The organism is Gordonia desulfuricans NBRC 100010 (assembly GCF_001485495.1).
GTDB classification, from domain to species: domain Bacteria; phylum Actinomycetota; class Actinomycetes; order Mycobacteriales; family Mycobacteriaceae; genus Gordonia; species Gordonia desulfuricans.
The window spans coordinates 1-24,742 of record NZ_BCNF01000039.1 but is presented as its reverse complement, the minus strand read 5'-3'; the positions used below and the strand labels follow the sequence as shown (position 1 = coordinate 24,742).

Here is a 24,742-nt window from a genome sequence, read left to right as displayed (position 1 = left end):
GTGGGAGATCGCGACGTGCGATCGTGGTCGCTTCACCGCGACTATAAGCGGACGGGTCTAATGAGACTTTGTGACCTGGACGGCCCGCCATCGGCCGGCCGTCCGAAGAGTGTCCGGTCAACGACCGGCTTGTGGACATGTTGATTTCGCGAGCCGCCAGATGCGAGTCACGCTCGCTCGATAGCATTTTCCGCATGCTGCGCCACCTTGACCTGACAACCGCCTATCGATCGCTCGCCAAGGACTTTTGGCCCGCTGCACTGCCGCTAGGCAGCCGCTCGGTCGTGTACGGACACAACGGGAGCGGTAAGTCGTCCTTCGCGTCACTCCTGCTTGAGATCGCTTCGGAGGACACATCGACGGAAGTCGTCTGGGAAGACGAATTGGGATCCAGTCATACAGTGCGGGTCGGTGGTGGCGGTCCTTCGCCCGCTATGGCGGTCTTTACCAAGGAGTGGGTACACCGCAATCTATCTCAGTTCCTCGAAGGCGACACGGCATCGCCCATCGTCACCCTGGGCGAGGAGGCCATCGAAGCCAAAGACCAGGAGATCGAACTTGGCAAGAAGATCGACGCCTTCCGTCTTGAAGAGACCGAGGCAAAGAAGAAAAGTCAGGAATCAACAGCCAGGGCCAAGAAGCTGGCCAGCGCAGCTCAGGACGGCATCGCGGAGCAGTTGAAGAGCTTCGACTACACGCGATTCACGAAGAACAAGTATTCGATGCCAGTTGTTGAGGGGATGCTCCGCAAATATGTCGGTGAGTTCCCCGACGAGAACAGGAGTGTCGAGGCACTCAAACGCTTGAGCGAGCCCAAGCCGGAGCGCGTGCCCGTAGTCGCGGATGCTCCGGCTGGACTGAGAGCGGCACTGAGCGGGCTGGACACTCTACTGGCCGAAACGCCTACCAGCGCGGCAATCGCATCTCTCGCCGCGGATCAGGAGCGGCAGCGGTGGGTCGAACAGGGCATTGGTCTACATGAGGGACTCACTGACTGCCTCTTTTGTGGTAACGCCGTAACGCCTGACCGGCAGGAGCAGCTTGCTAAGCATTTTGATAAGAGTTGGTTCGACATTCGCGAGCGCGCACAGTCGCTCGCACAAAAGGTTCACAGTCATAAGGATGCTCTGGGTCACTGGCTTGCTGCCATGCCGTCGCAGGAGGCGCTAGCCCGTGAACTCCGAGACGGCTACGCGACAAACCTCCAGTCCGTGAGGGACGAGGTAGCTGAGCGAATGAATGTGCTCGATGACCTTGAACGCGTCCTCAAAGAGAAGGTTGAACACCCGGCTACCACGCCGAGCGCGCCCGATTGCTCACTTCTCGCCGGTGATCTCTCGGCGGCCATACTGCAGAAAGCGATCACCGAGCACAACGCGCAAGTTGACGATCACAACACGGTAGTGGAGGCGTGTTACGAGACTGTGCTCGACTACATCATCGGGTCGCGGGCCGAGGCTTTTCATCAGCATGAGGCCAGCGCCAAGAGTGCGCAAGCGCAACGCAACGCCGCCAAAGACGGCGCCGAACTGGCGGAACGCACCCTAAGCGACCTCCGCCAGAAGCGGTTCTCCAACAGGAAGATGGCCGAGACGCTCACCGCAGACCTCGCCCGCGTCTATGGGAAGGGCCACCTCAGCGTCGCTGTGACTGAGGACGGCAAGTCCTATGCTTGCCGCAGGGGTGACGTGCCAGCGACCCACTTGAGCGATGGGGAGCGCACCACCCTGTCCCTCCTCTATTTCCTACGCAAGCTAGAGGACGAGACCGTCAGCGGGGACAGGACTCACCGCATCGTTGTAATCGATGATCCTTCAAGCTCACTTGACCGCGAAGCGCTCTTCGCCACCCATCAGTGGCTAGTAGACACGCTGAAGGGTTTCGGCCAGTTCATCGTGCTGACCCATGACTTCGGACTCCTACGTCTCTTCCTCAAGTCACAGGGCAGTGCATGGAATGCCTCTCGGAACAAGATCAAGAAGGGTGACGTCGACGAGACGCGCTTCCCCAAGGTGGCCTTCTTAGAGATGTACGCAGCGACTAAGGGCGGCGTGCGCACGACTCAAGTGACACCGCTTCCGCCAATGCTCGTGACGCACAGTAGTGAGTACGCTTACCTCTTCGCGAAGGTGATGGACGGTGTCGATGACGGCACCGATCATGACCGGCTGTTCCTACTCCCAAACGCTGCGCGCCGTGTCCTTGAGGTATTTGCAAGCTACAAGGCTCCGCATGTTGGAACCTTTGTCCAGCGGCTAGAAGAACTCATGGGCGGCGACCTGGTGAATAACCCCTACCGCGACGTATACGACTTCTGCAACCGCTACTCCCACGGTGAGGGCGGCGAGAGTGTCGATGTGCTTGACGCTCGCGTGATCCACAGCCAGATTCGCAGGTGCATGGAGTTCCTGAAGTTCGCCGACACGGAGCATTTTGAGCGCATGTGCAAGGCCACTGGCTCGAATCCTCTTGCAATCGCCTGAAGATTCAGTTGCCGGCGAGGCGACCGTGGACGTCGTCACTCTCGACGGGCAGGGGCGCCGACCAAACTTGCAGAGGCACGATCCGCTCATTTCCGGTCCAACACCTTCGTGACAGTCCGTTGCCGATGGTCTGCGTGCGCTCGAGGTGGGCTCGGCATCATCGGCGTCGAGCCAGTCGAGGAACCAGCGCTCGTGGTTGCCAGCGAGAGCGATCGTCTGGCCGGGGTAGGCGTCGCAGAGGTCCTTCGCAGCAGTGAGGACGCCCGCGCTGTTGGCCCCGGTCGACGCAGTCGCCGAGGAGCACGAGCTGGGTCGACGGGTCCGAGAGAGTCGACCTTGGTCAGGGCGTCGCGCAGCTCGGTCAGGCAAGCGTGGAGATCCGGATGGTGTAGGTGATGGTCACAGGTGCCCTTTTATATATGGCTCGGTTTTACTTGCACATGCAAGTAAAACCGAGCCTAGGTGTCCACCGACCCCGGTCAGTGCCTACTCCGTGGCGGGGGCTGACACCTCCGACAGAAGTGCGCGCCTCGGTTCATGAACTGCTCTCGCACGATGAGCGTTCCGCACCTCGGACATGATCGGCCATGTTTGCCGTATGAATGTAGATTCCTGTCGAAGTTCCCCGACTTCCAGCACCACTCGCGGCCGTCCTGGGGGGTGAAGACGGTGAACGTGGCTGTGGTGTGCTCCCAGGTTTCAGCCTTGACGATCAGCGCTTGCGCAGCGTGATGGTGCCTGTCTGGATAGGGCCGACCATGATCTTGCCGCTGTAGAGCTGACCGTTCCGCTTGTTGAAGGTATAGCGCGTGACGCCGAAATCGGCGTAGGCGCCACGGGGTGTCGAGTGCAGCACGAGGGCAGGGGCTCCCGGCATGATCAGTTTGTTGCCGCGCACGACTGCCTTGCCTGGTAGCGAGGTGATCCCGACGTTGGTCGAGCGGATCGTGTAGGTGCCGCTGTCGACCTTGGCGCTGGCCGGTGGGGCGGCCAGGGCGCCGACGCCGAGGGTGCCTGCGATTCCGGCGGTGGCCAGGGTGGTGGTGGCGATGGCTCGCTTGAGAGTGATGGACATGACGGGTGTTCTCCTTCTATCTGATGGGTGTGACGGTTCAGCAGCCAGAGTCCGGCGCGTTGGCGTAGAGAGTGCCGCGGTACAGCTTGGTGCCGCCGCGGAGCAGGACCCATACTTTCGACCGGTCGAAAGCGTCGGGCAGTGCGTTGACGACGTACTGCTGGGTGGCCTCGACGCCGTTGGCTTCCGAGGGGATCTCGACGCCGTCTGCCTGTACGCGCATGTACCCGCCCGAAATGTCCTCAGCCTGATCAAACGGTGTCGGCATGGCGGTCGTGTCGCTCTGCTGGCGGATCGTGTGCAGCTTGATAAGAGCGCCGTCGGGGCCGTACTGGGCGACGTAGACCGCAGGTCCTCCGATAGTCGAGTTGACCTCGCCCACACCGATGGTCTTGTCCTGGTATTGGGTCATGAATTTCAGGCCCGAAGCTAGCCGCGGGTTGGACAGCTTCTGTGCGACCTCGGAGGGCAGATCGGTCTGCGCGGTGAGCTTGAGTAGGTAGTCAGGTCTCTTCTCCTTCTCCCACTCGGCGTTCCACACCCCTCGTCCGCGGGCAGGCCTGCAGACCTGGTCGCTGTCACCGCTGGTCTGCGCGCTCGATTGAACAGAGCCATCAGACGCGGTCGGCGACGTCCCGCCGTCGGAGCTGCTGCACGCCACGGCGGTCACCGAGATGGCCAGGATCAGTGCCAGCCCTGCGACGACACCCGATAGCACCTTGACCCTCGTCTCGGCGAATGCGGCGACAAGGCCCGTGCGCGCCGGGGTGGGCGCGGTGAGGGCAAGACGGTGCAGCTCGTCCGGAGTCCACGCAGGGGCCTGCGGATCGTTGAGCCGAGCGTCGTAGTGACGGCGCTTGCCCTCGTCGCCGAGAACGGCCCGGGCCTGCTCGATGTATTGCCGTCCAGGACCGGGCGGTGCCTGTGTGAGCTGATGGGTCAACTGCCGAGCGAGGTCGGGAGACGACGCTCGGGGGTCGAGTCCGAGGACCTCGTAGTAGGTGGTTTGCGGCATGGTTCCTCCCCGATGAGGGTGCAATGAGTCGGCCGATGCGCACGTCGTGCGTCGGCTGGAATGGTGATGGTGAGTGCCCGGCGTGCGGGCGATGAGGGCCTAGCTGTCGGGCTGGAGTGTGGCGGCAGCGGCGTCGTCTGCTTCGACGGCAGCGATGATCTCGCTAAGGGGTCGTTCGACGGCCTTGGCTATCTCCCAGAGCGCGTCGCTGCTGATAGCGGCCTTGCCCTGTTCGAGGCTGATGATCGTGGATCGCGCCAGTCCGGCTCGCTCGGCGAGCTGGGCCTGAGTGAGACCTGCAGCCTTGCGGCTGTAGATCAGCACGGCAGCCAGGGCTTTCCGGCGCACTTCACGACCCCGCAGTTGCTGCGGGGTCAGGCGGCTGTCGGACACGGGCATGACCCCATGGTCCCACGGACGCAACCTTGATCCCCGGCATGTTCCCTCCTTCGGATAGTGGGCGCCATCTCAATGTCGTGCTAGCCAGACATTTACAGATTCATGGATTTTCCATGAAAGCGCAAGACCCAGCGGTCGGCGCGTCGGGCGCACGAATGACTCGGCAGGGGATTACCTGGCGCGGAACTCGACAACCCTGTGGCCGGGTGAAACGCTGCGGTTTCTGGCACATGGCAGTTCTATCGCATGAAAGTGGCGTCCGCGAGGGCCGAAACTGGGCGGCGGAGGCTGCACGCTACGCCCGGATAATATGTTTCAGATTATAACTACTCGGTCAAGAGATGAAGGTCACAAACGCGCTGGCCGAATGAGATGACCCCGGCACTCACAGTGCCGGGGTCGTGGGGGTGCGCCGATGGGCACACCGGTCAGGGGGCCTGCGTGACGTAGACCGTGGTGATTCCCAGCTCGTCGAGCAGCTCCGGCCAGCCGATGCCGCCGTAGGACGGGAAGCACTCGTCGAGCTGCTGTCCGGCGCTGAGTGCCTGCCAGTCGGCGTCGGCCTCGCGGGCGGCGAAGTGCCGTCGGATGCGGGTGACGGTCTCGGTGCGCAGGCCGCTGCTGGACACGGCGTAGGACAAGTCGCAGCCCTGGGATTCGGCGTCGTTGGCGATGTCGTCGTGCCATGCCTCGGGGATGAGGTCGACGGCGTCCTGCAACGTTGCTCCGGTCATCACAGGCTCCTGAATATGTAGACACCGCCGTGTCCGTCACGCTCGACGCTGTGATCCATTTCCAGGTCCCTGATCCAGCTGTCCCAGTCGAAGTACCGGACCGCGACGTGCTCGCTGTCGAGCCCCTCGAACAGGCCGATGTCCTCGGCCAGCTCGAAGGCGTAGTCGCGGAAGCTGTCCCAGCAACCGGCGTATGCCTCCTCGAAGTCGCTGACACAGGGGAAGTCGGTGTCGCCCTCGGCGATGTATGAGCCGGAGCGGACCCAGGCGCACAGGGCCGACCACTGCTCGTCGCCGACCTCTTCGTAGATCTCGCCCCAGCGGGCGGCCTCTTCCAGCGAGGGCTCGCCGGTCGTGGGCATGTTGTCGGTGTCCATGCAGACGAACTCCTCGCAGCCCTCGGCGACGGGGTCCACACCGGAGCCGGCATGGATCTGCTCGGCGGTGGTGTCCGCGGCGTCCACGGCGTCGATCCACACGCCGACGAGGCGGCCTGCGGCGTAACAGGACTCGCAAGATGCGAATGCCCTGGGTGTGTTGGTGGTGGCGACGGTAGTCATGGTCAGTCCTCTCAGTCCCACGGCAGGGCGTTCAGTAGGGCGTCGGCGCTGATGGCCTCGCCGGTGGACAGTCGGTGCTCCTCGACCGCGGCCTCGATCTGACCGACATTGGCCCGGTATGCGCGGCCGCACTGGCCAGCTACGAGGTCGGTCAGGACGACGCGGGTGTCGTCGGGCAGGTCGATGCCGACCATCGACAGGGCTGCGAGAGCGGTTTGCTGGGCCTGGCCGGGGCTGTACAGGTAGTCGTGGTCGGTGGGGGTGAGCGCGTTGGCGGCGTTGTGCTGGTCAGCGGCCTCGGTGCGGCTCATGCCGCGTGCGCCGGGAGCCAATCGGCCGGCGGCGATCTGGCGCTCGATCCACGGATCGGTGATGACTGCTGTGGACATAGAAGTCCCTCCCTCGAATGTGGGTGTTCGAGTTCGGGCTTGCCGGCGGCTGTGCCGACGGTGGTGTTCGCGTCGCTCGGGGCGCCGATCGTGGGGTACGGGTTGCCGCGGCCATACTCATTGACAACACAGGAACGAGTGACTCGGAGGGCTCGAGTGAACGAAGAGAAGATTGAGGTTGTAGAGGTTGGGGCGGGTGCTGTTGCAGCAATCGCTGAGATGCTCTCTGACACACCATCGACTCGCACGGTTGTCGACGTGGTCGAGAAAGCGGTTCGCCTGACCGGATGTCGATTCCTTGGCGAGGCTGAGGCAACCAGGGCGGTATTGGGTGAGAGTGCGGCCCTAGAGTCCGACCTTGCCCGAGCGCTCAGGCGCAACCTCAATGTTGTTTCGGTACCCGCCCCTGTGCTGCCGAGACCATTTCTACCTGAGGTACAGGAGAAGCTCGGGGTGTATGTGTACGTCCTCGTCGACCCGATGACGTCCAAGCCGTTCTACATCGGTAAGGGTCGCGGAAACCGCGTATTTCAGCACGTTTGGGGCGCTCGAAGCGCCAAGCCTCTGGACACTTCGGAGATCGTGGGCGAAGGCGACGCTGCGGAGATCACCTCGAAGAAGAACGACCGGATCGACCGGATCTTCGGTGCTGGGTTCGGCGTCGAGCATTGGGTTATCCGCCACCGTATCGACGAGGACACAGCAAAGGATCAGGGCGCGTTTGCCGCCGAGCAGTCCATGCTCGACTTCGCTGCGCTGTCAGAGTTAGATCTGGTCAATATCCAAGGAGGTCACGTCGCTACTGAGCATGGGATGCAGCCTGCCGGTGAGCTGGCTCTGCGTTACAGCGCCGAAACGGTTCCGGCGCTGCCAATCCCGTGTGCACTGGTCAAAGTGAACGCCGCAGCCTCGCCCACGGCCACGCGTGAGGATGTCTACGAGTGGAGTCGTCAGTCGTGGATTGCCGGTGCCGCGGCGCGGAACCTTCCCGGCCTACCGATCTTGGTTTTCGCCAACGACATCGTCCGAGCCGTCTACCGCGCCGACACATGGGACTTAGTAGGTGAGGTGATTGCCGAGAACTCGAAACGGCGTACGCAATGGTGGCGTTTCACCGGGGAACGCGACGTGAGCCTGGAAGCCTGCTACGGGGGCAAGAGCTTGCGTGACATACGTGCACAGCGCTCATCGGCGCGCTGGCAGCAGCACGGATGGCACCCGTACCTCACCGGGACTTCCGTGGACTGACATTCTGAGTCAGCGTGGGGATGGGCCAGACAAGCGGCGCCTGCCATCGGCCGGCGCCCAGGGCATCAGCGAGCTGCCCGGCGAGCCAGCTCGTCGTCGCGGGTGCCCGCGTGCTGGTATCTCATCGCGGCCTTGGCCGACGAGTGCCCGAGACGCGCCATCGTCTCGGCGATGGTCGCCCCGCTCTGCGCGTACCGGGTCCCGGCATAGTGACGTAGCGAGTGGAACGTCACGTCGGTGCAGCCAACCTCCTTGCGGGCAGCCCACCACGCGTTGTTTACCGACGACTGGCTGACGTAGCGGCCCTGTGTGTCGGTCCACAGCAGCACACCGGGGGAGAGGTTGGCCACGTGGTCGGCGATGATCTGCGCGTCGCGGCCGAAGATCGAGATCCCTCGCACACCAGCCTCGGTCTTGACCTCGCCAGACTCCCGAGGGATTCCAGCACCCTCAACGACAGCGTCGTCGACGACCAAGCGCACGCAGTCGACCTCGCCGGCGCTATCACGCTCGATGATGACGTCGTCGGTGGTGAGCGCCAAGCATTCGCCGTAGCGCAGGCCACCTGCGGCGGCCACGACGACGAGGGCTTTGTACCGTTCGTCGATGGCCTGGATCAGCGCCTCCAACTCGTCGTCTGCCGGCGGGCGGACCTTCTTCTTCGTCGATGTGAGCGATCCGCCCTTGACGTTGCACGGATTGGACTCGATCAGCCCGTCCTCGACGGCGGTCTTGAGGATCGACTTCATGAGGTCATAACTGCGAGCCGTGGCGGTGAGGTGGCCGGTGTCGAGGTGCTTGGTGCGCCACGTCCGCACCGCGTCGGGGGTGATCTCGATCAGGGGGGTAGCGCGCCACTCAGTGAGGAAGCCATTCTCGGAGTTGAGCATCCGCTCGTACTCCTTGCGGGTGCGCGGCCGGATCGGCTCACCCTTGGAGTTGGTGCGCTCGCGGACCCACTTGTCGGCGTACTCGCCGAAGGTGGTGGCTCGTCGAGCTGCATCGGCAGCTTGGGCCTCGGCCCGTCTCGCGGCCTCGTCAGGATGGACCCACTTGCCGCTGGAGATGTCGACGCGCTGCGTGGACAACCACAGGTCAGCCTCGTCGACGGTGTCAAACGTCGTCGGCGCGCTGAATCGCTCCCCCTGATGGGTGTAGCGAGCGCGATATTTTCCGCTGCGTTGAGGGTCGACGATGCCCCACGTGCGCTTGCGCTTCTGCTTCTGGCCCTTAGCGGTCACGGTGTCCCTCCCGGTTGATCAAGTACCGCAGGCGCGGTACTTGTGCGGTACTCAGCATGCCAAAACTGCCGGAATCTCGCCCAAAGTACCGGATACTAAACGGCTCTGACCTGCTGATTGTTCCTCTGACCATAGCATAGGACGCTGGTTCGATCCCAGCCGGGACCACAACAAAACCCGCAGGTAACTGCGGGTTTTCTTCGTTTGACGCCCTATCCGGATCGATGGGCAACCAGATCGTGATGGGTACACGCCGATACGGGCATCACCGGCTGACCCAGCCGCTCGCGACGACTGGGTGGAAGTCCGGCTCGCCGGGTGTCGGCAACGGCGGTGCGACCTCGGTCGAATCGGGTTCACACTGTCGAACCTGTTGTAGCGCAGTGGTTCTCCTCTGGCGACGATTGCGGTGCGATCGTGCGCCGAGGGCTGTGATTCGACCAGACGACATCGAGAGATCGGACCTCCCGTCTGTGATTCACTGTGGCGAATCGCTCGTGTGAGGCGGTGTCCAGATGTCGAGCTTCGGGGGAAGACGATGAATTCAACGTCGGGTAACAAGACGGTGTTGGCGCTCCTGGCCACCGCCGTGGTCCTGGTGTCCGCGCTGGTCGTGGCGGTGATCCTGGTGATCGATGCCGAGGGCGACGATCGGGCCGCAGCGCCGAGTGCCGTGAACGGCGACCCGACCACCGTCGGGACGTCGACGTCGTCTGTCATGCCGGACTCGAGCCCAGCGGGCAGTCCCGCGAGTCCTGGTCAGGCGACGCCGCCGGTCCCGGGTGCCTATGTGGGTGCGGGCGGGCCGCGGCCGGCAACCGCGCAGCCACTGCCGACGTATGTGAGCAGGTACGGCAAGCTCCGCTCGGCACACCTCGTGACGCCGACCGGCCGGATCGGCTGCGACTTCAACCAGCCCGACGCCGAGGGGGCGCAAGGCCTGTGCGGCATCACGAGCTACAACAAGTCGAGCAGTCCGCTCGGCTGCGTGACCCGGTCGGGGACGTGTAAGGGCAGGTGGATCTTTCCGCTCGCCGCCAACCGTGTCGGCGCTCCGACCGACGGCTCGGGTACCACGGGCTGGATGAACCAACCCGCCACTGACGGCTACCAGGTTCCCGTTGCCGCATACGGCAATCAGTACTACTTCGACGACTGGATCTGTGCTTCCGAGAGCAACGGCCTCACCTGCTGGAACACCACGACCGGCTCCGGGGTGTTCCTCGCGGTGGAGCAGGCCGTGCGCTTCGACGGACCCGGCGGGACGAGTGGTTAGGGTGCCACCGCGGGCGGCGCCGTGGTGGCGCTGTACGAGCGGACGTGCCCCGGCAGCTCAGGGCGGCCGGGGCACTCGTCGGTCAGCCCTCGCTGGCGTTCCACGCATACGGCAGGAACTTTCCGTCGATGGTCACCCTCACGCGGTCGCCGTCGGGGTGGGTACCTCGATCGACGGCGACGCTGCAATTGATGGCGCTCATGATGCCGTCGCCGAACTCCTCGTGGATGAGCGCCTTCAACGCGGCGCCGTACACGGCGATGAGTTCGTGGAAGCGATAGATGGTCGGATCAGCGGAGATGTCGGTGGGCCCGATCCGAACAGGCTGTCGGGTGAGGGCTTTGGCGATGTCCTCGTCGAGTCCGAGTTCGTCTCGCACCACATCCGCGATGGCCTGCGGCACCGGGTGCATGCCGAGCAGTGCCGAAACCGTCCACACCGGAGGCCGTTCGATGATCTCGGCCAGCCGGTTCCAGGTCAACCCGCGATCCTGGCGCGCCTCATCGATGACCAACCCTGCCGTGTGCTTGTCGATCATTGTGCCGATTGCTGGTCGTAGTAGTCGTTACCGCGGGAGAATTCGACGAAGGTGCATGCCTCGTCCCCGATGGTCCACGCGTCGTGCCCGGGCGGCAGCAGCATGACGTCGCCGGCCGAGAACTCTTCGGTGGAGCCGTCGGTCATCTCGACTCCCAGGGTGCCGGCCAACACCAGCGAGACGTGCGGAAGTCGACAGTCGGCGGTGCCGGCGTAGTCCTTGAGGTCGGCAGACCACTTTGCGCCGACACCGAAGGTCACCTGCGTGACATCGACACCGTCGAGTGCAGCCGTGCGCTTGGAGATCCGGCCGTGCACGTCCGGATCGATCTCGGCGAATGTGGCCTTCTGCATCCGGGGGTTGTACGTCATCGTGGTGGTCCTTTCGTGCCCTGACGGGCGGATCGGGTTGGGACGCATCCAGTCGATCACCCGACGGCGGGCAGGAAAAGGGAAAAATACGCGACTTGCCTGACACTTTGCGCATCGAACTGCGGAAACGTCCCGGCAATCGCGGTGTAACCGAGTGGTGCCACGATTGGGCGGTGACGAGTGCGCCGGATCGGTGGTTGAGCACGGTGGTCGACACCGTCTGGCAGCCCTTGTGGGTGATCGGCGCGGACGGCGCTATCGAATACGCCAACGAGGCGGCCGGTCGGGCGTTGGGCATCTCCGATCACGCAGACCTGCACGGCCGTTCCAGTCACGACACGCTACACGCGTTTCACCTGAACGGAACGCCGTATCCGGCCGAGGAATGCCCGATTGTCCAGGCGGCCCGAGGCCATCGGAAGGCTTCCGGCACAGAGACGTTCGCGACTGCTGCCGGTCACCGGTTCACCGCGCAGTGGCGGATCTCGGCACTGCCCGGGCACCAGTTGCGGCTCTTGGCCTTCCATCCGCAGCGCTCCGCGCCGCCGATGCCCTCCAGTGAGGCCGGGGCTCTGCCATCCGTGGCTGTGCTGCGGGAGCAGGTGGCGCGCAGCTTTCGCGATCCGGACCTCACCCCACGCCGACTGGCGCACGACAATCACATCTCACTGCGGACGCTGCAGGCGATCCTGGCGCGCGCTCACGCTTCGCCGGCGGCACTGATCCGCCGGCATCGGCTCGACCACGCCCGTGACCTTCTGCGCAGCGGGGTACCTCCCCGCGCTGCAGCCGTCGAGGCGGGCTTCTCTGAGCCGGATACTTTCACCCGGGCATTCCGTCGGGAGTTCGGTGTCACTCCGGCCACCTACGCACGGCAGGTCGGCTCCGGGCGATGACCACCGAGACGAGCACCTGGTCGTTGCCGTACGTCAAGAAGTCGGGCCCGACCGTGTCTGCCGGCATGGTCCGGGGTCACCGATGTCATCTCGGGCCGAACGACACCAGCGGTGTCGCCCGGATCCGTCCTCACCGATAGCAGCCCTGCCATCCCTGACTGCGCAGCACGTCGACCTGGCAGTAGGTGCCGCGCGGGTAGTACGCGCCCATCGACGTGGCGGGATCGGAGTGGTCGGCCTGCGACGCCTGGACCGACCGCGGATAGAACCCGGCCGACGGGAGCATGTTCCGCATGATCAGCACCTTGTCGGCGACGGCGGTGCTGCCCCAACCGATCAGGGTCTGGCTCGCATCGATCGGCGCGGCCAGGTCCTGGGGCGCGGCGATCACATAGGTGTAGTAGCCGTCGGCGTCGAGCGCGGTCTGGTGGTCGGCCGCACAGGTGACGACGGGGTAGGGGCTCACCCTGTCGTTCTGACACATCGACCAGTACCGCAGATCCCGGGCGGCCGCCGGCGACGTCCCGGCGGTGGTGTCGGGGAACGAGGGCGCCTTTCCGCGGACCACGACCACCCGGCCGGGCCGATAGGTCACCGGAGCGGCGAGATACTTGTTGTCCCCGTTCGGGAACAGGCCGCCGGTCGTCGTCGGATTGGTGAAGACGGCCTCCGTCGCCGAGCCGCCACCGGTGGTGACGAGGCGGTCGAACAGTGCCTTCATCGGCGCCGAGTCCCCGGAGAGGGAAAGTGGGGATGCGCACGGGCGCAACGGGATCGTCGCGCCGCCCAGGTGCATCGTCATCGTGGGCAGGGCGACTCCACCGTTGGGTGAGTTCGGGTCGTCGGGGACGTACACCCGCACGATGAGGAAACCCACCGGGACGCGTTGAGTCCCCGAGGTGGGCAGTCCGCTGATCTGGTTGCGCGAGGCATCGGCCGGCCCGGGAACCACCGCCGCGTGCCAGCTGCGGCCGGCCTGCGCCGGCGACACCTCGGCGAACGGATTGGAACTGCCGCGATCGGGCGTGATCTGGTTGTCGCGCAGGGTGTCGATGGTGTCGAAGTCGGTGCCGTAGGTGTTCAGCGAGAAGTATCGGGCCTGGGGGAACTGTCCCGACAGGCTGATCGAGTCGCCGGGGCCGAGTGCATACGGCATCACCCAGTAGGTGGCGTTGCTGTCCGGGAACGCGACGTTCAGATCGTTGGCATTGGACATGAACTGCCAGGCGCACACCGGCTCGGGTGCACTGCCCTGCGGTGTCGGCGCGGCCAGGGCGCTCGACGCGCCCAACACGGTGAGCGGGACCGCCGCCGACAGCACGCGGAGAAGCCGGAATGTGCGAATCACCTGCACAGTCTCACAGAGCCGACCCGGATACACCGGGCACTTGGGCGACTCGGATCCCGGCGTCCGCGGTGGTGCGGCCACGATTTCGACGGGGCCGGGCCCACGTATCCTGGACAGAACGGGTGTCACCGGCCCGGATCAGTGCCAGGGGAGTGGTCGAGGATGTCGGCGTGGAAGCGAATCCGGATCTGGGCGCGCAAGCGGCGCTACGTGATCCGGCGTCGACCGGAGTTGAATCTCACCTACCGCATCACGGTCGGCGTGGTGGGTGCGCTCGTGCTCGCCGGCGGTGTCGTCGCCATCCCGTATCCGGGGCCGGGCTGGCTGATCGTCTTTCTCGGACTGGGTATCCTGGCGTCGGAGTTCTCCTGGGCGCACCGGTTGTTGCGGTTCGCGCGCACCCGATACGACGCGTGGGTGGAATGGTTCCGGCATCAGCACTGGTCGGTGCAGGGCGTGTTCGGGCTCGGCACCTGTCTGGTGGTGCTGGCCTCGATGTGGATGCTGGGTGTGTTCGGCACCGTGGCCGGCTGGGTCGACGTCGACGCGGAGTGGGTACGCAGCCCGATCCTGTGACGTGGGCGCACCCGAAACGTGTCGGGTGTAGCTGATCGTGGGGGTCTAGAGCCGGGGGCCGTCGCGCAGGAACCCGTGCAACGCGGCGCGATACCCGCGGGAGTAGCTCGACGCGGCCAGGTCCGACTCGGCGTCGTGTACGTCTGTGGTCGACGCCTCGCCGGGGCCACGCTCGGCGGCATGCTGGGGCGGGCCGACGTCCCGGGGTGGTTCGGCCAGGGTGCTCACCGCATGATGGCGCGCCCACGGGATCGGCAACGCCCCGAGGTAGGCGTACGCGGCCTCGATACCGCGCCGGAACTCCAGGGCGTCGAGATGGGCGGTGTCACACCCCGCCGTGATACTGATCACCGTGCCTCCTTGGTGGCGAGGGTGCGGTACAACGTCGCGCGGCTCACCCCGAGTGCCGCGGCGATCCGGGGCACGGGTTCGCCGTTCGCGCGCATGCGTTCGGCCTGTGCGATCTGGTCGGGGGTGAGCGCGCGGGGCCGGCCCACCGTGCCGCCGGCACGGCGTGCGCCGCCGGTCGACACCCGCCGACCGGGGGACTGCTCGTCGTCGAGCTCCGACAGTGACGCGAGCACCCCGACGATCATGTGGCCGGCCGGTTCGGTGGTGTCGATCCGTTCCCGCAGCGAGCGCAGCCGAAGGCCACGTTCACCCAGGTGGCGGACGGTGGACATCACCTCGGGCGTCGAACGGCCGAGCCGGTCGATGCCCACCACGACGACGGTGTCGCCGCGACGGGCGTAGTCGAGCAGGGCGGTCATCCCGGGTCGCTCGGCCTCGGGCAACACGGTGGTGTCGGTGTAGATGCGGTTGGCGGCGACGCCTGTCTCGGTGAGCAGGTCGATCTGCTCGTCGAGGGAACCGGCACGGGGCCGGGCGCGCGCGTACCCGAGCAGGGTCGCGGTCGATGCGTCGGAAGGCATTGACCGAATCTATCTCGAAACTGCCTTCGGTGTCGGTATTGAGATCAGGTGTGTTGTGAGACGGATTGTGGAACGCGCTCATCGATCGCGTTGGATCGGCAAACAGCCAGGGCGTGCGGTCTCGAAACGATTCGCGAAACGGTCTCGATAGTCTCGAAATCGAGGAGGACGCGCCGAGAGGGGGAACCGGCGACCCGGAATGTCGGGTCAACTCGATACGATCGACGTCGGAAAACCCGTTTTGCCGACGGGCGCCGTCTGGTGTCCAGAGGCCGATCCCCCGGAGGAGCGTTCGCCGTGCCCGACGAAGTCAAGGTGAGTTACCCAGCCACGATCCGTGTGCCTGCTGGGACCACCGCGGGCACCGCGCTGCGGGAGCACGATCTGCCGAACAAGGGCCCCGAGGCCATCGTCGTCGTCCGCGACGCGTCGGGCATGCTGCGCGACCTGTCGTGGGCACCCGACCTCGAGACCGAGGTGGAGCCGGTTGCGGCCAACACCGAGGCCGGCCGCAGCGTGATCCGCCACTCCACCGCACACGTCCTCGCACAGGCCGTGCAGGACCTGTTCCCAGATGCCAAGCTCGGCATCGGGCCCCCGATCAAGGACGGCTTCTACTACGACTTCGACGTCGCCGATCCCTTCACGCCCGAGGACATCGCCGCCCTCGAGAAGAAGATGAAGCAGATCATCAAGTCGGGGCAGAAGTTCTCCCGCCGTGTCTACGCCTCCAAGGCCGAGGCCAAGGTCGAGCTGTCGAACGAACCGTTCAAACTCGAGCTGATCGACGACAAGGGCAGCTTCGACGAGAAAGAGGTCATGGAGGTCGGCGGCAAGGAGCTGACCGTCTACGACAACCTCAATCCCCGTACCGGAGAACGCATCTGGTGCGACCTGTGCCGTGGCCCGCACGTGCCCACCACCAAGTACATCGCCGCGTTCAAGCTCACCCGCAGCTCGGCCGCCTACTGGCGCGGCGACCAGGACAACGCCGCCCTGCAGCGCATCTACGGCACCGCATGGGAGTCGGCCGACGCCCAGCAGGAGTACCTGGACCTGCTCGCCGAGGCCGAGCGCCGCGACCATCGCAAGCTCGGCGCCGAGCTCGACCTGTTCAGCTTCCCCGACGAGCTCGGCTCGGGTCTGCCGGTGTTCCACCCCAAGGGCGGCATCATCCGTCAGGAGATGGAGAACTACTCGCGCAAGCGGCACGTCGAGGAGGGCTACGACTTCGTCTACTCGCCGCACATCACCAAGGGGCATCTGTACGAGGTCTCCGGTCACCTCGACTGGTACCGCGACGGCATGTTCCCGGCGATGCACATCGACGAGGAGCTCAACGAGGACGGCACGGTCCGCAAACCGGGCCAGGACTACTACCTCAAGCCGATGAACTGCCCGATGCACAACCTGGTGTTCGGGTCGCGTGGACGCTCCTACCGGGAGCTGCCGCTGCGCCTGTTCGAGTTCGGTTCGGTGTACCGCTACGAGAAGTCCGGCGTGATCCACGGACTCACCCGCGTCCGCGGCATGACGCAGGACGATGCGCACATCTACTGCACCAAAGATCAGATGCGCGACGAGCTCACCACCACCCTGAACTTCGTGCTGGCGCTGCTCAAGGACTACGGCCTCGACGACTTCTACCTCGAGCTGTCGACCAAGAACCCCAACAAGTTCGTCGGCGACGACGCACTGTGGACCGAGGCCACCGACACGCTGCGCGAAGTCGGCGAGGCGTCGGGCCTGAACCTCGTGCCCGATCCGGGCGGTGCCGCGTTCTACGGCCCCAAGATCTCGGTGCAGGTGCAGGACGCGCTCGGCCGCAGCTGGCAGATGTCGACCATCCAGCTCGACTTCAACCTGCCCGAGCGTTTCCAGCTCGAGTACACCGCACCCGACGGCACCAAGCAGCGCCCGGTGATGATCCACCGCGCGCTGTTCGGATCGATCGAGCGGTTCTTCGGTGTGCTCACCGAGCACTACGCCGGCGCGTTCCCGGCCTGGCTCGCACCCGTGCAGGTGGTGGGTATCCCGGTGGCGGAGGCCTTCGCCGATCACCTGCAGGGTGTCGTCGACGCTCTCCGCAAGCAGGGCATCCGCGCCGAGGTCGACTACTCTGACGACCGCATGCAGAAGAAGATCCGCACCCACACGACCGGGAAGGTGCCGTTCATGCTGCTGGCGGGCGAACGCGACGTCGAGGCGGGTGCGGTGAGCTTCCGATTCCGTGACGGCACCCAGGTCAACGGGGTGCCGGTGGCGGAGGCGATCGAGACCATCGTCGAGTGGGTCGGCTCGCGTCGCAACGAGTCGCCGAGCAAGGAACTGGTGAGCCCCGAGTCCGTGAGTGCGGCCGCGGGGAGCAGCGATGGCTGACGGCCCGGACGCGCCGGAGACCGAGATCCGCGACTTCGGGACCGGCGATGCCGATCGGCTCCAGCGTCTGTGGACCCCGCATCGGATGACCTACATCACCGCGGAGGCACCCCAGAACCGGGATGCCCCGAGTGGGGATCCGGGGTCGGGGACCGCCGACACCGGTGAGTCCGAGGCCACCGAGCCCAAGACGTCGGGCCATCCCTTCCTCGACATCCCGCGGATGTCGGACGAGGACGGGCTGGTCGTCGCCCGCGGCGAACATGTCTACGCGGTGCTCAACCTGTATCCGTACAACCCGGGCCACACCATGGTGGTGCCCTACCGGCAGGTCGCCGACCTCGAGGAACTCACCCCGGGCGAGTCGGCCGAGCTGATGGCGTTCACCCAGCAGATGATCCGCACCATCAAGGCGGTGTCCAACCCGAACGCGTTCAACGTCGGACTCAACCTGGGTTATGCGGCCGGCGGATCGCTCGCCGAGCACCTGCACCAGCACATCGTGCCGCGGTGGGTGGGAGACGCGAACTTCATCACCGTGGTCAGCGGCACCAAGGTGATGCCGCAACTGTTGCGCGACACCCGCGCACTGCTCGCCGACGCCTGGCACCGATTCGACGACGTCACGGCCGGTGGGCCGGAAGGAGCAGATCGGTGCTGAGCATTCGGGGCCGCGCCTCGGTGTCCAAGGTGACCCTCCCGATCGGCCGGGCCCTGCTGCGCACCGGGCTGACCCCCGACATGATGACGCTGATCGGCACGGTCGCCACCGTGGCCGCGGCGCTCACGCTGTTCCCCATGGGCCACCTGTTCTGGGGAACGATGGTCATCTGGCTGTTCGTCATGTTCGACATGCTCGACGGTGCGATGGCCCGCGCCCGCGGCGGCGGCACCCGGTTCGGGTCGGTCCTCGACGCCACCTGCGACCGGATCGCCGACGGCGCGATCTTCGCCGGTCTCGCCTGGTGGTGTGCCTGGAACGATCCGCACCAGCTGCTGTTCGTCGCGACCCTGATCTGCCTGGTCACCTCGCAGGTCATCTCGTATGCCAAGGCGCGCGCCGAGGCCGCCGGACTCTACGGCGACGGCGGACTCATCGAGCGCCCGGACCGGCTGATCATCGTGCTCGTCGGCGCCGGCCTGACCGGTCTCGGCCTGTGGTGGGCCATCCACGTGGCGATGTGGTTGCTCGCCGTCGGCAGTGTGATCACCGTCGGCCAGCGCATGTGGTCGATCGCGTCGTCCCCGGGTGCCCGCGACCTGATCCCGCTGGCCACATCCACCGACTCCGATCCGGGCACCGAATCCGACCCCGACGAGGCGGCCCGGTGAGCATCGGTGAGCAGTTCGGACGGCTGAAGGAGTCGGCCACCGACCTCGGGTACCGGGCGGGCTGGGCGGGGGTCCGCCATGCACCGGACGGTCTCGCCCGCGCGGCGTTCGACCGGATCGGCGGCTACGCCGGCCGTCGTCACGGCGGCCCGGAACAGTTGCGCCGCAACCTCGCCCGGGTCGTCGGCACCACGCGCGAGCAGGTGCCCGACGACCTCGTCGCCGACGCCATGCGCTCCTATGCCCGCTACTGGTACGAGGCCTTCCGGCTACCCGCCCAGGACCTCGCCGAGACCGCGGCCACCGTCGACGTCCCCGCGCCGGACCGTGCCCGCCTCGATGCGGCGCTGTCGCGCGGCAAAGGCGTGATCCTGTCGCTGCCGCACACCGGCAACTGGGACATGGCCGGGGTGTGGCTGGTGCAGAACCGCGCCAGTTTCGCGACCGTGGCCGAGCGTCTGCGCCCGGAATCGCTGTTCAACCGGTTCGTCGAGTACCGCGAGAGCCTCGGCTTCGAGATCTTCCCGCTCAGCGGGGGAGAGCAGCCGCCGTTCGGTCAGCTCGCCGCGCGACTCCGTGAGGGCAAGATCGTCTGCCTGCTCGGCGAGCGCGACCTGGCCCGCCACGGTGTGCCGGTGACGTTCTTCGGGGAGAAGACGCGGATGCCCGCCGGTTCGGCGCGGCTGGCGATCGAGACCGGCGCGGCCCTGCTGCCGGTCCACCACTGGTTCACCGACGCACCCGGTTCGATGATCGGCTGCGGCGAGGAGATCGACGTGTCGGTGGGGGTGGAGGCCGCCACCCAGGCCCTCGCCGACGCATTCGCGGCGAACATCGCCGCACATCCGGCCGACTGGCACATGCTCCAACCGCTGTGGGAGTCGGACTGGACCGACCGGCAACGTGCCCGGATCGTGGGTGACGCATGAGGATCGGGATGGTCTGCCCGTACTCGTTCGACGTGCCCGGCGGCGTGCAGGCCCACGTCGTCGAGCTCGCACAGGTCTACCTCGAGCGGGGCCATCACGTCAGCGTGATCGCACCCGCCGACGCCGACACCCCGCTGCCCGAGTACGTCGTCTCGGCGGGACCGGCGCTGGCACTGCCGTACAACGGGTCGGTCTCGCGGGTGAACTTCAGTCCGCGCGGATACCGCAGGCTCCGCCGCTGGATCGACGAGAACGACTTCGACGTGCTGCACGTGCACGAGCCCAACTCGCCGAGTCTGTCGATGATGGCGTTGATGGTGGCACTCGGACCGATCGTCACCACATTCCACACGTCGACGTCACGATCGTTGTGGCTCACCGTCTTCCAGGGAATCCTGCGGCCGTACCACGAGCGGATCTCCGGCAAGATCGCCGTCTCCGAACTCGCCCGGCGCTGGCAGATGGAGGCCCTCGGCTCCGACGCGGTGGAGATCCCCAACGGCATCAACTATCCGTTCTTCGCCTCCGCCGAACCGCTCGAGGGATACCCGTGGCCGGGACGGTCGATCCTGTTCCTCGGCCGCTTCGACGAGCCGCGCAAGGGCATCGACATCCTGATGCGTGCCCTGCCCCGCGTGGTCGCCGAGTTCCCCGACGTCCGGGTACTCGTCGTCGGCGGCGGCAACGAGAAGGCACTGCGCCGCCGGGCCGGGGAACTCGCCGACCACCTGGTGTTCCTGGGTCGCGTCGACGACGTCACCAAGGCCCGGGCCTTCGCATCCACCGACGTCTACGTGGCACCCAACCTCGGCGGTGAGAGTTTCGGCATCGTGCTGGTGGAGGCGATGGCCGCCGGCGCCGCGGTGATCGCGTCCAAACTCGACGCCTTCCGCCGGGTCCTCGACGACGGCCGCGCCGGGATGCTGGTGGGGGTGGGGGCCGCCGACGAGCTCGCCGACGCCATCATCACCCTGCTCGGCGACGACGCCGCACGCACCGAACTGGTCACCGCCGGACAGGCCCGCGCCGAACGCTACGACTGGTCGCGGGTGGCCGATCAGATCATGCGGGTCTACGAGACCGTGACCGTCGGCGCCGGCCCCGTCGTCGTGTCCGACTGACCGAACCGCCATCGGGCCGGTGCCGCCCCGATGCCGTGTGCCGACCGAACCCGAGCCGACCGAACCCGAGCCGACCGAACCCGTGTGGCAGATGAACCGATGGACGAGCAGGAGATGACGACGTGACCGATTCAACAGTGATCGTGATCGTCGTGGCCGTCGTGGTGGTGGCGCTGATCGTCGGCGGCTGGCTCTACGGCCGCGCCAACCGGCTCGACCGGCTCAACGTCCGGGTCGACCTGGCCCGGCAATCCCTCGAGTCGGCCCTCGACCGCCGCACCGTGGTGGTCCGGGCGATCGCCGCATGGATGGCGACCAACGGCGACCCGCAGGCGCGGGCGGCCGCACGGGAACTCCTGACCTGCGCCGATGCCGCCGAACACGCGCCGTGGGAGGCCCGTGAGGACGTCGAGAACGCGCTGTCGGCGGCGTTGGCCCGGGTCGAGGCCGACAGTCGGCCGGCTGCGCTCGTCGGCGAGCTCGCCGATGCCGAGACCCGGGTGATGATGGCGCGCCGGTTCTACAACGACGCGGTCCGCGACACGCTCGCCCTGGCCGACCGGTTCCTGGTGCGGGCCCTGCGACTCGGTGGCCGTTCGACCCGCCCGCACTACTTCGAGATCGTCGAACGCATGACCCCGGGGCAGGGCGACGCACCCGAATGACGGGGCCGAGCGGGGTACCGACGCGAGGGTGCCGGGCAACGCACCTGTGACCGGGCGCGACCTGCCGGAACGCGGTGGATCTGCTCACCTATCCTGATACCAGGACGGTCCGCACCCCATGCGGATCGGAAGCAATGCGAGAACCAGGAGACTTTCAGTGAGCCAATCCCAGTCAGGCAACGTTCCCGGGTCGGACATCGGTCAGGGCACAGCGCGAGTAAAGCGCGGGATGGCCGAGATGCTCAAGGGCGGCGTGATCATGGACGTGGTCACCCCCGAGCAGGCGAAGATCGCCGAGGACGCCGGTGCGGTCGCGGTGATGGCGCTCGAGCGTGTGCCGGCCGACATCCGGGCCCAGGGGGGCGTGTCGCGGATGTCGGATCCGGACATGATCGACGGCATCATCAACACCGTGTCCATCCCGGTGATGGCCAAGGCCCGGATCGGTCACTTCGTGGAGGCACAGATCCTGCAGAGTCTCGGCGTCGACTACGTCGACGAGTCCGAGGTGCTGACCCCGGCCGACTACTCCAACCACATCGACAAGTGGGCGTTCACCGTTCCGTTCGTGTGTGGTGCCACCAACCTCGGTGAGGCCCTGCGCCGGATCACCGAGGGTGCGGCGATGATCCGGTCCAAGGGTGAGGCCGGTACCGGTGACGTGTCCAACGCCACCACCCACATGCGTAAGATCCGCGACGAGATCCGTCGGCTGACCTCGCTGCCCGAGGACGAGCTGTACGTGGCGGCCAAGGAGCTGCAGGCGCCGTACGACCTGGTCGTCGAGGTCGCCAAGGCCGGGAAGCTGCCGGTGACGCTGTTCACCGCCGGTGGCATCGCCACCCCCGCGGATGCGGCGATGATGATGCAGCTCGGCGCCGAGGGCGTGTTCGTCGGCTCGGGCATCTTCAAGTCGGGCAACCCGGCGCAGCGTGCGGCGGCGATCGTGCAGGCCACCACCTTCCACGACGATCCCGACGTGCTGGCCAAGGTGTCGCGCGGTCTCGGTGAGGCGATGGTCGGCATCAACGTCGACGACATCCCGCAGCCGCATCGTCTGGCCGAACGCGGCTGGTGACCCCACCGACGGCAGACCACACGTGAACCGCTCGAATGAACCTGGGCGCACCGGTGTGGTCTGCCGTTGTCCGGCGGGTGCTCGCCGGTAGTATCTGCTGATCATGGATTCGGTGAGTATCGTCCGCGACGAATCGACCTCGGGGACGCACTTCGTCGGCAACCTGCGACTGGAGTGGGCGGTGCGGTGCAGCGTCGGCATGGTCCGGGAGACCAACGAGGACGCAGCACTGGCGCTGCCCGGCACCTATCTGCTCGCCGACGGCATGGGCGGACACGACAGCGGTGAGGTGGCCAGCGAGGCGGCACTGCTCACCCTGGCCGGGGTGGAGAGCTCCGGCGAACTGATCGAGACCCAGAAGTCGCTGATCGACCTGCTCGACCAGGCGCAGACCCGGATCTCGGAGATCGAGACCGCCACCGAACGGCGTGCGGGCACCACCGCGACCGGCGCGGTCCTGGTGACCGTGGAGGAAGAGCCGCACTGGCTGATCCTCAACATCGGCGACTCCCGCACCTACCGCTTCCAGCACGGCACGCTGCAACAGCTGACCCGCGACCACTCGCAGGTCCAGGACTTCATCGATGCCGGTTTCCTCACCCCCGAGGATGCGCGCACCGACCCGCGCCGCAATGTGATCACGCGGGCGCTCGGCGCCGGGATGATCGACCCGGTCGCCGACTACTTCTCCACCGTTGCCCTGCCCGGTGACGTCCTCCTGATGTGTTCGGACGGCCTGACCGGCGAACTGCCCGACGACGAGATCGCCCGCATCCTCGGTGAGGGGGAGGGCGCGGTGCAGACCGCCGATGACCTCGTCGAGGCGGCCCTCGCACTCGGAGCCCACGACAATGTGACCGTGATCGTCGTCGACGTCCACGAATCGGTGTCGACCATCCGTATGCCCGCCGTCGACGACGTCGAGACCGTCACCGCCGACGACGTCGAGACCGTCACCGTCGACGACGTCGAGACCGTCACCGCCGACGACGTCGTCTCCGCCGAGGCGCCGGTGCCGACCGGCGAGTCCGCCGAACCCGCCGAACCTGCCGAGCCCGCCGCGGCGGCCGCCGCACCCGAACTCGGCGCAGAGGAAGCGGGCGACCCAGCCGGGGATCGATGATGGCCGCATCCGTTCCGGCCGGGATGACCTACGTCGAGTTCTGCGGCGAACGGTTCCCGCTGAGCGGCGAGCGCCGGTTCACCATCGGCCGTGAGGCCGATCTGTCGGTCGATGACAACCCCTACCTGCACCGCCAGTTCCTGGTGCTGCACAACGAGAACGGCCTGTGGTGGCTGAGCAATCTCGGCAGCCACCTGTCGGCGACGGTGTCGGCGGGCGACGTCGGTTTCTCGGCGACCCTCGGTCCCGGTGCCCGGATGCCGCTGGTCTTCGGCGAGACCACCATCGTGTTCACCGCCGGACCCACCACCTACGAGCTGAGCGTCTACGCGACCGCCCCGCAGGTCCGGCCGGTCACTCAGCAGTCGTTCGCCGGGGGCCGCACCACCCAGGGTGTGCCGACGCTCACCGAGAGCCAGAAGCTGCTCATCATCGTGCTCGCCGAGGAGGCATTGCGGCGCGAGGGGAGCGGATCGAGTTCCATCCCGTCGTCGGCGCAGGCGGCCGCCCGCCTGGGGTGGCCGATCACCAAGTTCAACCGCAAACTCGACAATGTCTGCGACAAGCTCGATCAGCTCGGCGTCAGCGGCATGCGGGCCGGCGGCGGCAAACTCGCCAGCAACCGTCGCGCCAAGCTCGTCGAGTACGCCGTGGCGTCCCGGATAGTCACCCGGGCAGATCTCCCCCTGATCGATGCGGAGGCTGCGCGCAACGCCGCGAGCTGACCCCTCTGACCTGCGACGATGGCATGGGTAGTTCTCCCCGTGGGGAGGGGAGTTCTCCCCATCGACCCGCCGTGGAATCCCTCATAACGTTGCGTGCAACACCGGAGATCGCACACCGGGTCGCACCGAACGGAACACGAGGAGAACACGATGACCGCCGTCGCCACCCCCATCTCGCAGAGCCGCATCGCCCACGCCCCCGGCGCCTTCACCTCCCGCCCCGGCGGGCCCGGCTCCCTCACCCCCGGCGCCGTCACCCCCGATGCGCGCCGTCGCGCCGAGGCCGACCGTCGCCGGACCGAGGCCCTC

Annotated in this window: 27 protein-coding genes; 14 read left to right on the top strand and 13 right to left on the bottom strand. The window is 66.5% G+C overall.

Going from position 1 to position 24,742, the window contains the following annotated elements; genetic code table 11:
• The first annotated feature begins 194 nt into the window (after positions 1-194).
• Positions 195-2,483 (top strand): AAA family ATPase, encoded by a 2,289-nt coding sequence (locus tag GD1_RS06550; RefSeq protein ID WP_059036470.1) that lies wholly within the window; start codon positions 195-197, stop codon positions 2,481-2,483.
• Between the two features lie 479 nt (positions 2,484-2,962).
• Here GD1_RS06550 and GD1_RS25630 read toward each other — a convergent pair whose 3' ends face one another.
• The 7 genes from GD1_RS25630 to GD1_RS06520 all read right to left on the bottom strand — a co-directional run bounded on the left by GD1_RS25630 (position 2,963) and on the right by GD1_RS06520 (position 6,655).
• The gene (locus tag GD1_RS25630; protein WP_280513257.1) at positions 2,963-3,196 is read right to left on the bottom strand and encodes a zinc finger domain-containing protein; all 234 of its coding nucleotides are present in this window, start codon (positions 3,194-3,196) and stop codon (positions 2,963-2,965) included.
• The gene (locus GD1_RS06545) at positions 3,196-3,558 is read right to left on the bottom strand and encodes a hypothetical protein (RefSeq protein WP_059036420.1); all 363 of its coding nucleotides are present in this window, start codon (positions 3,556-3,558) and stop codon (positions 3,196-3,198) included. Before GD1_RS06545 ends, GD1_RS25630 begins: the two co-directional genes overlap by 1 nt.
• Before the next feature lie 37 nt (positions 3,559-3,595).
• Complete coding sequence (locus GD1_RS06540; protein WP_059036419.1) at positions 3,596-4,573, bottom strand: J domain-containing protein; 978 nt, start codon at positions 4,571-4,573, stop codon at positions 3,596-3,598.
• A 99-nt stretch (positions 4,574-4,672) separates the two neighbouring features.
• Positions 4,673-4,972 (bottom strand): helix-turn-helix transcriptional regulator, encoded by a 300-nt coding sequence (locus tag GD1_RS06535; RefSeq protein WP_059036418.1) that lies wholly within the window; start codon positions 4,970-4,972, stop codon positions 4,673-4,675.
• A 428-nt stretch (positions 4,973-5,400) separates the two neighbouring features.
• Positions 5,401-5,706, bottom strand: a complete 306-nt coding sequence (locus GD1_RS06530) for a hypothetical protein (protein ID WP_059036417.1) — start codon at positions 5,704-5,706, stop codon at positions 5,401-5,403.
• Positions 5,706-6,266 (bottom strand): antirestriction protein ArdA, encoded by a 561-nt coding sequence (locus GD1_RS06525; protein ID WP_059036416.1) that lies wholly within the window; start codon positions 6,264-6,266, stop codon positions 5,706-5,708. Before GD1_RS06525 ends, GD1_RS06530 begins: the two co-directional genes overlap by 1 nt.
• Before the next feature lie 11 nt (positions 6,267-6,277).
• Positions 6,278-6,655 carry a hypothetical protein gene (locus GD1_RS06520; protein ID WP_059036415.1) on the bottom strand — a complete coding sequence of 126 codons (378 nt, stop codon included), beginning with the start codon at positions 6,653-6,655 and terminating at the stop codon, positions 6,278-6,280.
• A 156-nt stretch (positions 6,656-6,811) separates the two neighbouring features.
• Between GD1_RS06520 and GD1_RS06515 the strand changes: the two genes are divergently transcribed.
• Positions 6,812-7,903: a GIY-YIG nuclease family protein gene (locus GD1_RS06515; RefSeq protein ID WP_157079389.1), complete on the top strand. Its 1,092-nt coding sequence runs from the start codon at positions 6,812-6,814 to the stop codon at positions 7,901-7,903.
• A gap of 65 nt (positions 7,904-7,968) precedes the next feature.
• On the opposite strand, the gene GD1_RS06510 is transcribed toward GD1_RS06515, so the two are convergent.
• The gene (locus tag GD1_RS06510; protein ID WP_059036413.1) at positions 7,969-9,144 is read right to left on the bottom strand and encodes a tyrosine-type recombinase/integrase; all 1,176 of its coding nucleotides are present in this window, start codon (positions 9,142-9,144) and stop codon (positions 7,969-7,971) included.
• 538 nt (positions 9,145-9,682) lie between these two features.
• Between GD1_RS06510 and GD1_RS06505 the strand changes: the two genes are divergently transcribed.
• Positions 9,683-10,420: a hypothetical protein gene (locus tag GD1_RS06505; protein WP_157079388.1), complete on the top strand. Its 738-nt coding sequence runs from the start codon at positions 9,683-9,685 to the stop codon at positions 10,418-10,420.
• Positions 10,421-10,502: 82 nt separating this feature from the next.
• On the opposite strand, the gene cynS is transcribed toward GD1_RS06505, so the two are convergent.
• Positions 10,503-10,958 carry a cyanase gene (cynS, locus tag GD1_RS06500; protein ID WP_059036411.1) on the bottom strand — a complete coding sequence of 152 codons (456 nt, stop codon included), beginning with the start codon at positions 10,956-10,958 and terminating at the stop codon, positions 10,503-10,505.
• Positions 10,955-11,329: a cupin domain-containing protein gene (locus GD1_RS06495; protein ID WP_059036410.1), complete on the bottom strand. Its 375-nt coding sequence runs from the start codon at positions 11,327-11,329 to the stop codon at positions 10,955-10,957. Before GD1_RS06495 ends, cynS begins: the two co-directional genes overlap by 4 nt.
• A 107-nt stretch (positions 11,330-11,436) precedes the next feature.
• Between GD1_RS06495 and GD1_RS06490 the strand changes: the two genes are divergently transcribed.
• Positions 11,437-12,225, top strand: coding sequence for an AraC family transcriptional regulator (locus GD1_RS06490; protein ID WP_202927031.1), 789 nt, complete (start codon positions 11,437-11,439; stop codon positions 12,223-12,225).
• Positions 12,226-12,355: 130 nt separating this feature from the next.
• Here the strand turns inward: GD1_RS06490 and GD1_RS06485 are convergent, their stop codons facing one another.
• Positions 12,356-13,573 (bottom strand): hypothetical protein, encoded by a 1,218-nt coding sequence (locus GD1_RS06485; protein WP_157079387.1) that lies wholly within the window; start codon positions 13,571-13,573, stop codon positions 12,356-12,358.
• A 162-nt stretch (positions 13,574-13,735) separates the two neighbouring features.
• Between GD1_RS06485 and GD1_RS06480 the strand changes: the two genes are divergently transcribed.
• Complete coding sequence (locus GD1_RS06480; protein ID WP_053776452.1) at positions 13,736-14,149, top strand: TIGR02611 family protein; 414 nt, start codon at positions 13,736-13,738, stop codon at positions 14,147-14,149.
• Positions 14,150-14,194: 45 nt separating this feature from the next.
• Here GD1_RS06480 and GD1_RS06475 read toward each other — a convergent pair whose 3' ends face one another.
• Both GD1_RS06475 and GD1_RS06470 read right to left on the bottom strand, forming a co-directional pair.
• On the bottom strand, positions 14,195-14,500 hold the full coding sequence (locus GD1_RS06475; protein ID WP_059036408.1) for a hypothetical protein: 306 nt from the start codon (positions 14,498-14,500) through the stop codon (positions 14,195-14,197).
• Complete coding sequence (locus GD1_RS06470) at positions 14,497-15,081, bottom strand: recombinase family protein (protein ID WP_059036407.1); 585 nt, start codon at positions 15,079-15,081, stop codon at positions 14,497-14,499. The genes GD1_RS06475 and GD1_RS06470 overlap by 4 nt, the downstream gene beginning before the upstream one ends.
• A 297-nt stretch (positions 15,082-15,378) precedes the next feature.
• Between GD1_RS06470 and thrS the strand changes: the two genes are divergently transcribed.
• The 9 genes from thrS (at position 15,379) to GD1_RS06425 (ending at position 24,433) form a co-directional block, all read left to right on the top strand.
• Positions 15,379-17,460, top strand: coding sequence for a threonine--tRNA ligase (gene thrS, locus GD1_RS06465; RefSeq protein WP_059036406.1), 2,082 nt, complete (start codon positions 15,379-15,381; stop codon positions 17,458-17,460).
• On the top strand, positions 17,453-18,121 hold the full coding sequence (locus GD1_RS06460) for an ATP adenylyltransferase (RefSeq protein ID WP_059036468.1): 669 nt from the start codon (positions 17,453-17,455) through the stop codon (positions 18,119-18,121). Before thrS ends, GD1_RS06460 begins: the two co-directional genes overlap by 8 nt.
• Positions 18,115-18,792, top strand: a complete 678-nt coding sequence (pgsA, locus tag GD1_RS06455) for a phosphatidylinositol phosphate synthase (protein ID WP_053776455.1) — start codon at positions 18,115-18,117, stop codon at positions 18,790-18,792. Before GD1_RS06460 ends, pgsA begins: the two co-directional genes overlap by 7 nt.
• The gene (locus GD1_RS06450) at positions 18,789-19,721 is read left to right on the top strand and encodes a phosphatidylinositol mannoside acyltransferase (protein ID WP_373855252.1); all 933 of its coding nucleotides are present in this window, start codon (positions 18,789-18,791) and stop codon (positions 19,719-19,721) included. The genes pgsA and GD1_RS06450 overlap by 4 nt, the downstream gene beginning before the upstream one ends.
• Positions 19,718-20,842, top strand: coding sequence for a glycosyltransferase family 4 protein (locus GD1_RS06445; RefSeq protein WP_053776456.1), 1,125 nt, complete (start codon positions 19,718-19,720; stop codon positions 20,840-20,842). Before GD1_RS06450 ends, GD1_RS06445 begins: the two co-directional genes overlap by 4 nt.
• Positions 20,843-20,964: 122 nt before the next feature.
• Positions 20,965-21,507: a LemA family protein gene (locus tag GD1_RS06440; RefSeq protein WP_053776457.1), complete on the top strand. Its 543-nt coding sequence runs from the start codon at positions 20,965-20,967 to the stop codon at positions 21,505-21,507.
• 157 nt (positions 21,508-21,664) lie between these two features.
• Positions 21,665-22,585, top strand: a complete 921-nt coding sequence (gene pdxS / locus GD1_RS06435) for a pyridoxal 5'-phosphate synthase lyase subunit PdxS (protein ID WP_152972617.1) — start codon at positions 21,665-21,667, stop codon at positions 22,583-22,585.
• Between the two features lie 103 nt (positions 22,586-22,688).
• A complete protein-coding gene (locus GD1_RS06430; protein ID WP_083533914.1) occupies positions 22,689-23,708 on the top strand; it encodes a PP2C family protein-serine/threonine phosphatase in 1,020 nt (339 codons plus the stop codon).
• Positions 23,705-24,433, top strand: coding sequence for an FHA domain-containing protein (locus tag GD1_RS06425; RefSeq protein ID WP_020793425.1), 729 nt, complete (start codon positions 23,705-23,707; stop codon positions 24,431-24,433). Before GD1_RS06430 ends, GD1_RS06425 begins: the two co-directional genes overlap by 4 nt.
• Positions 24,434-24,742 lie beyond the last annotated feature (309 nt).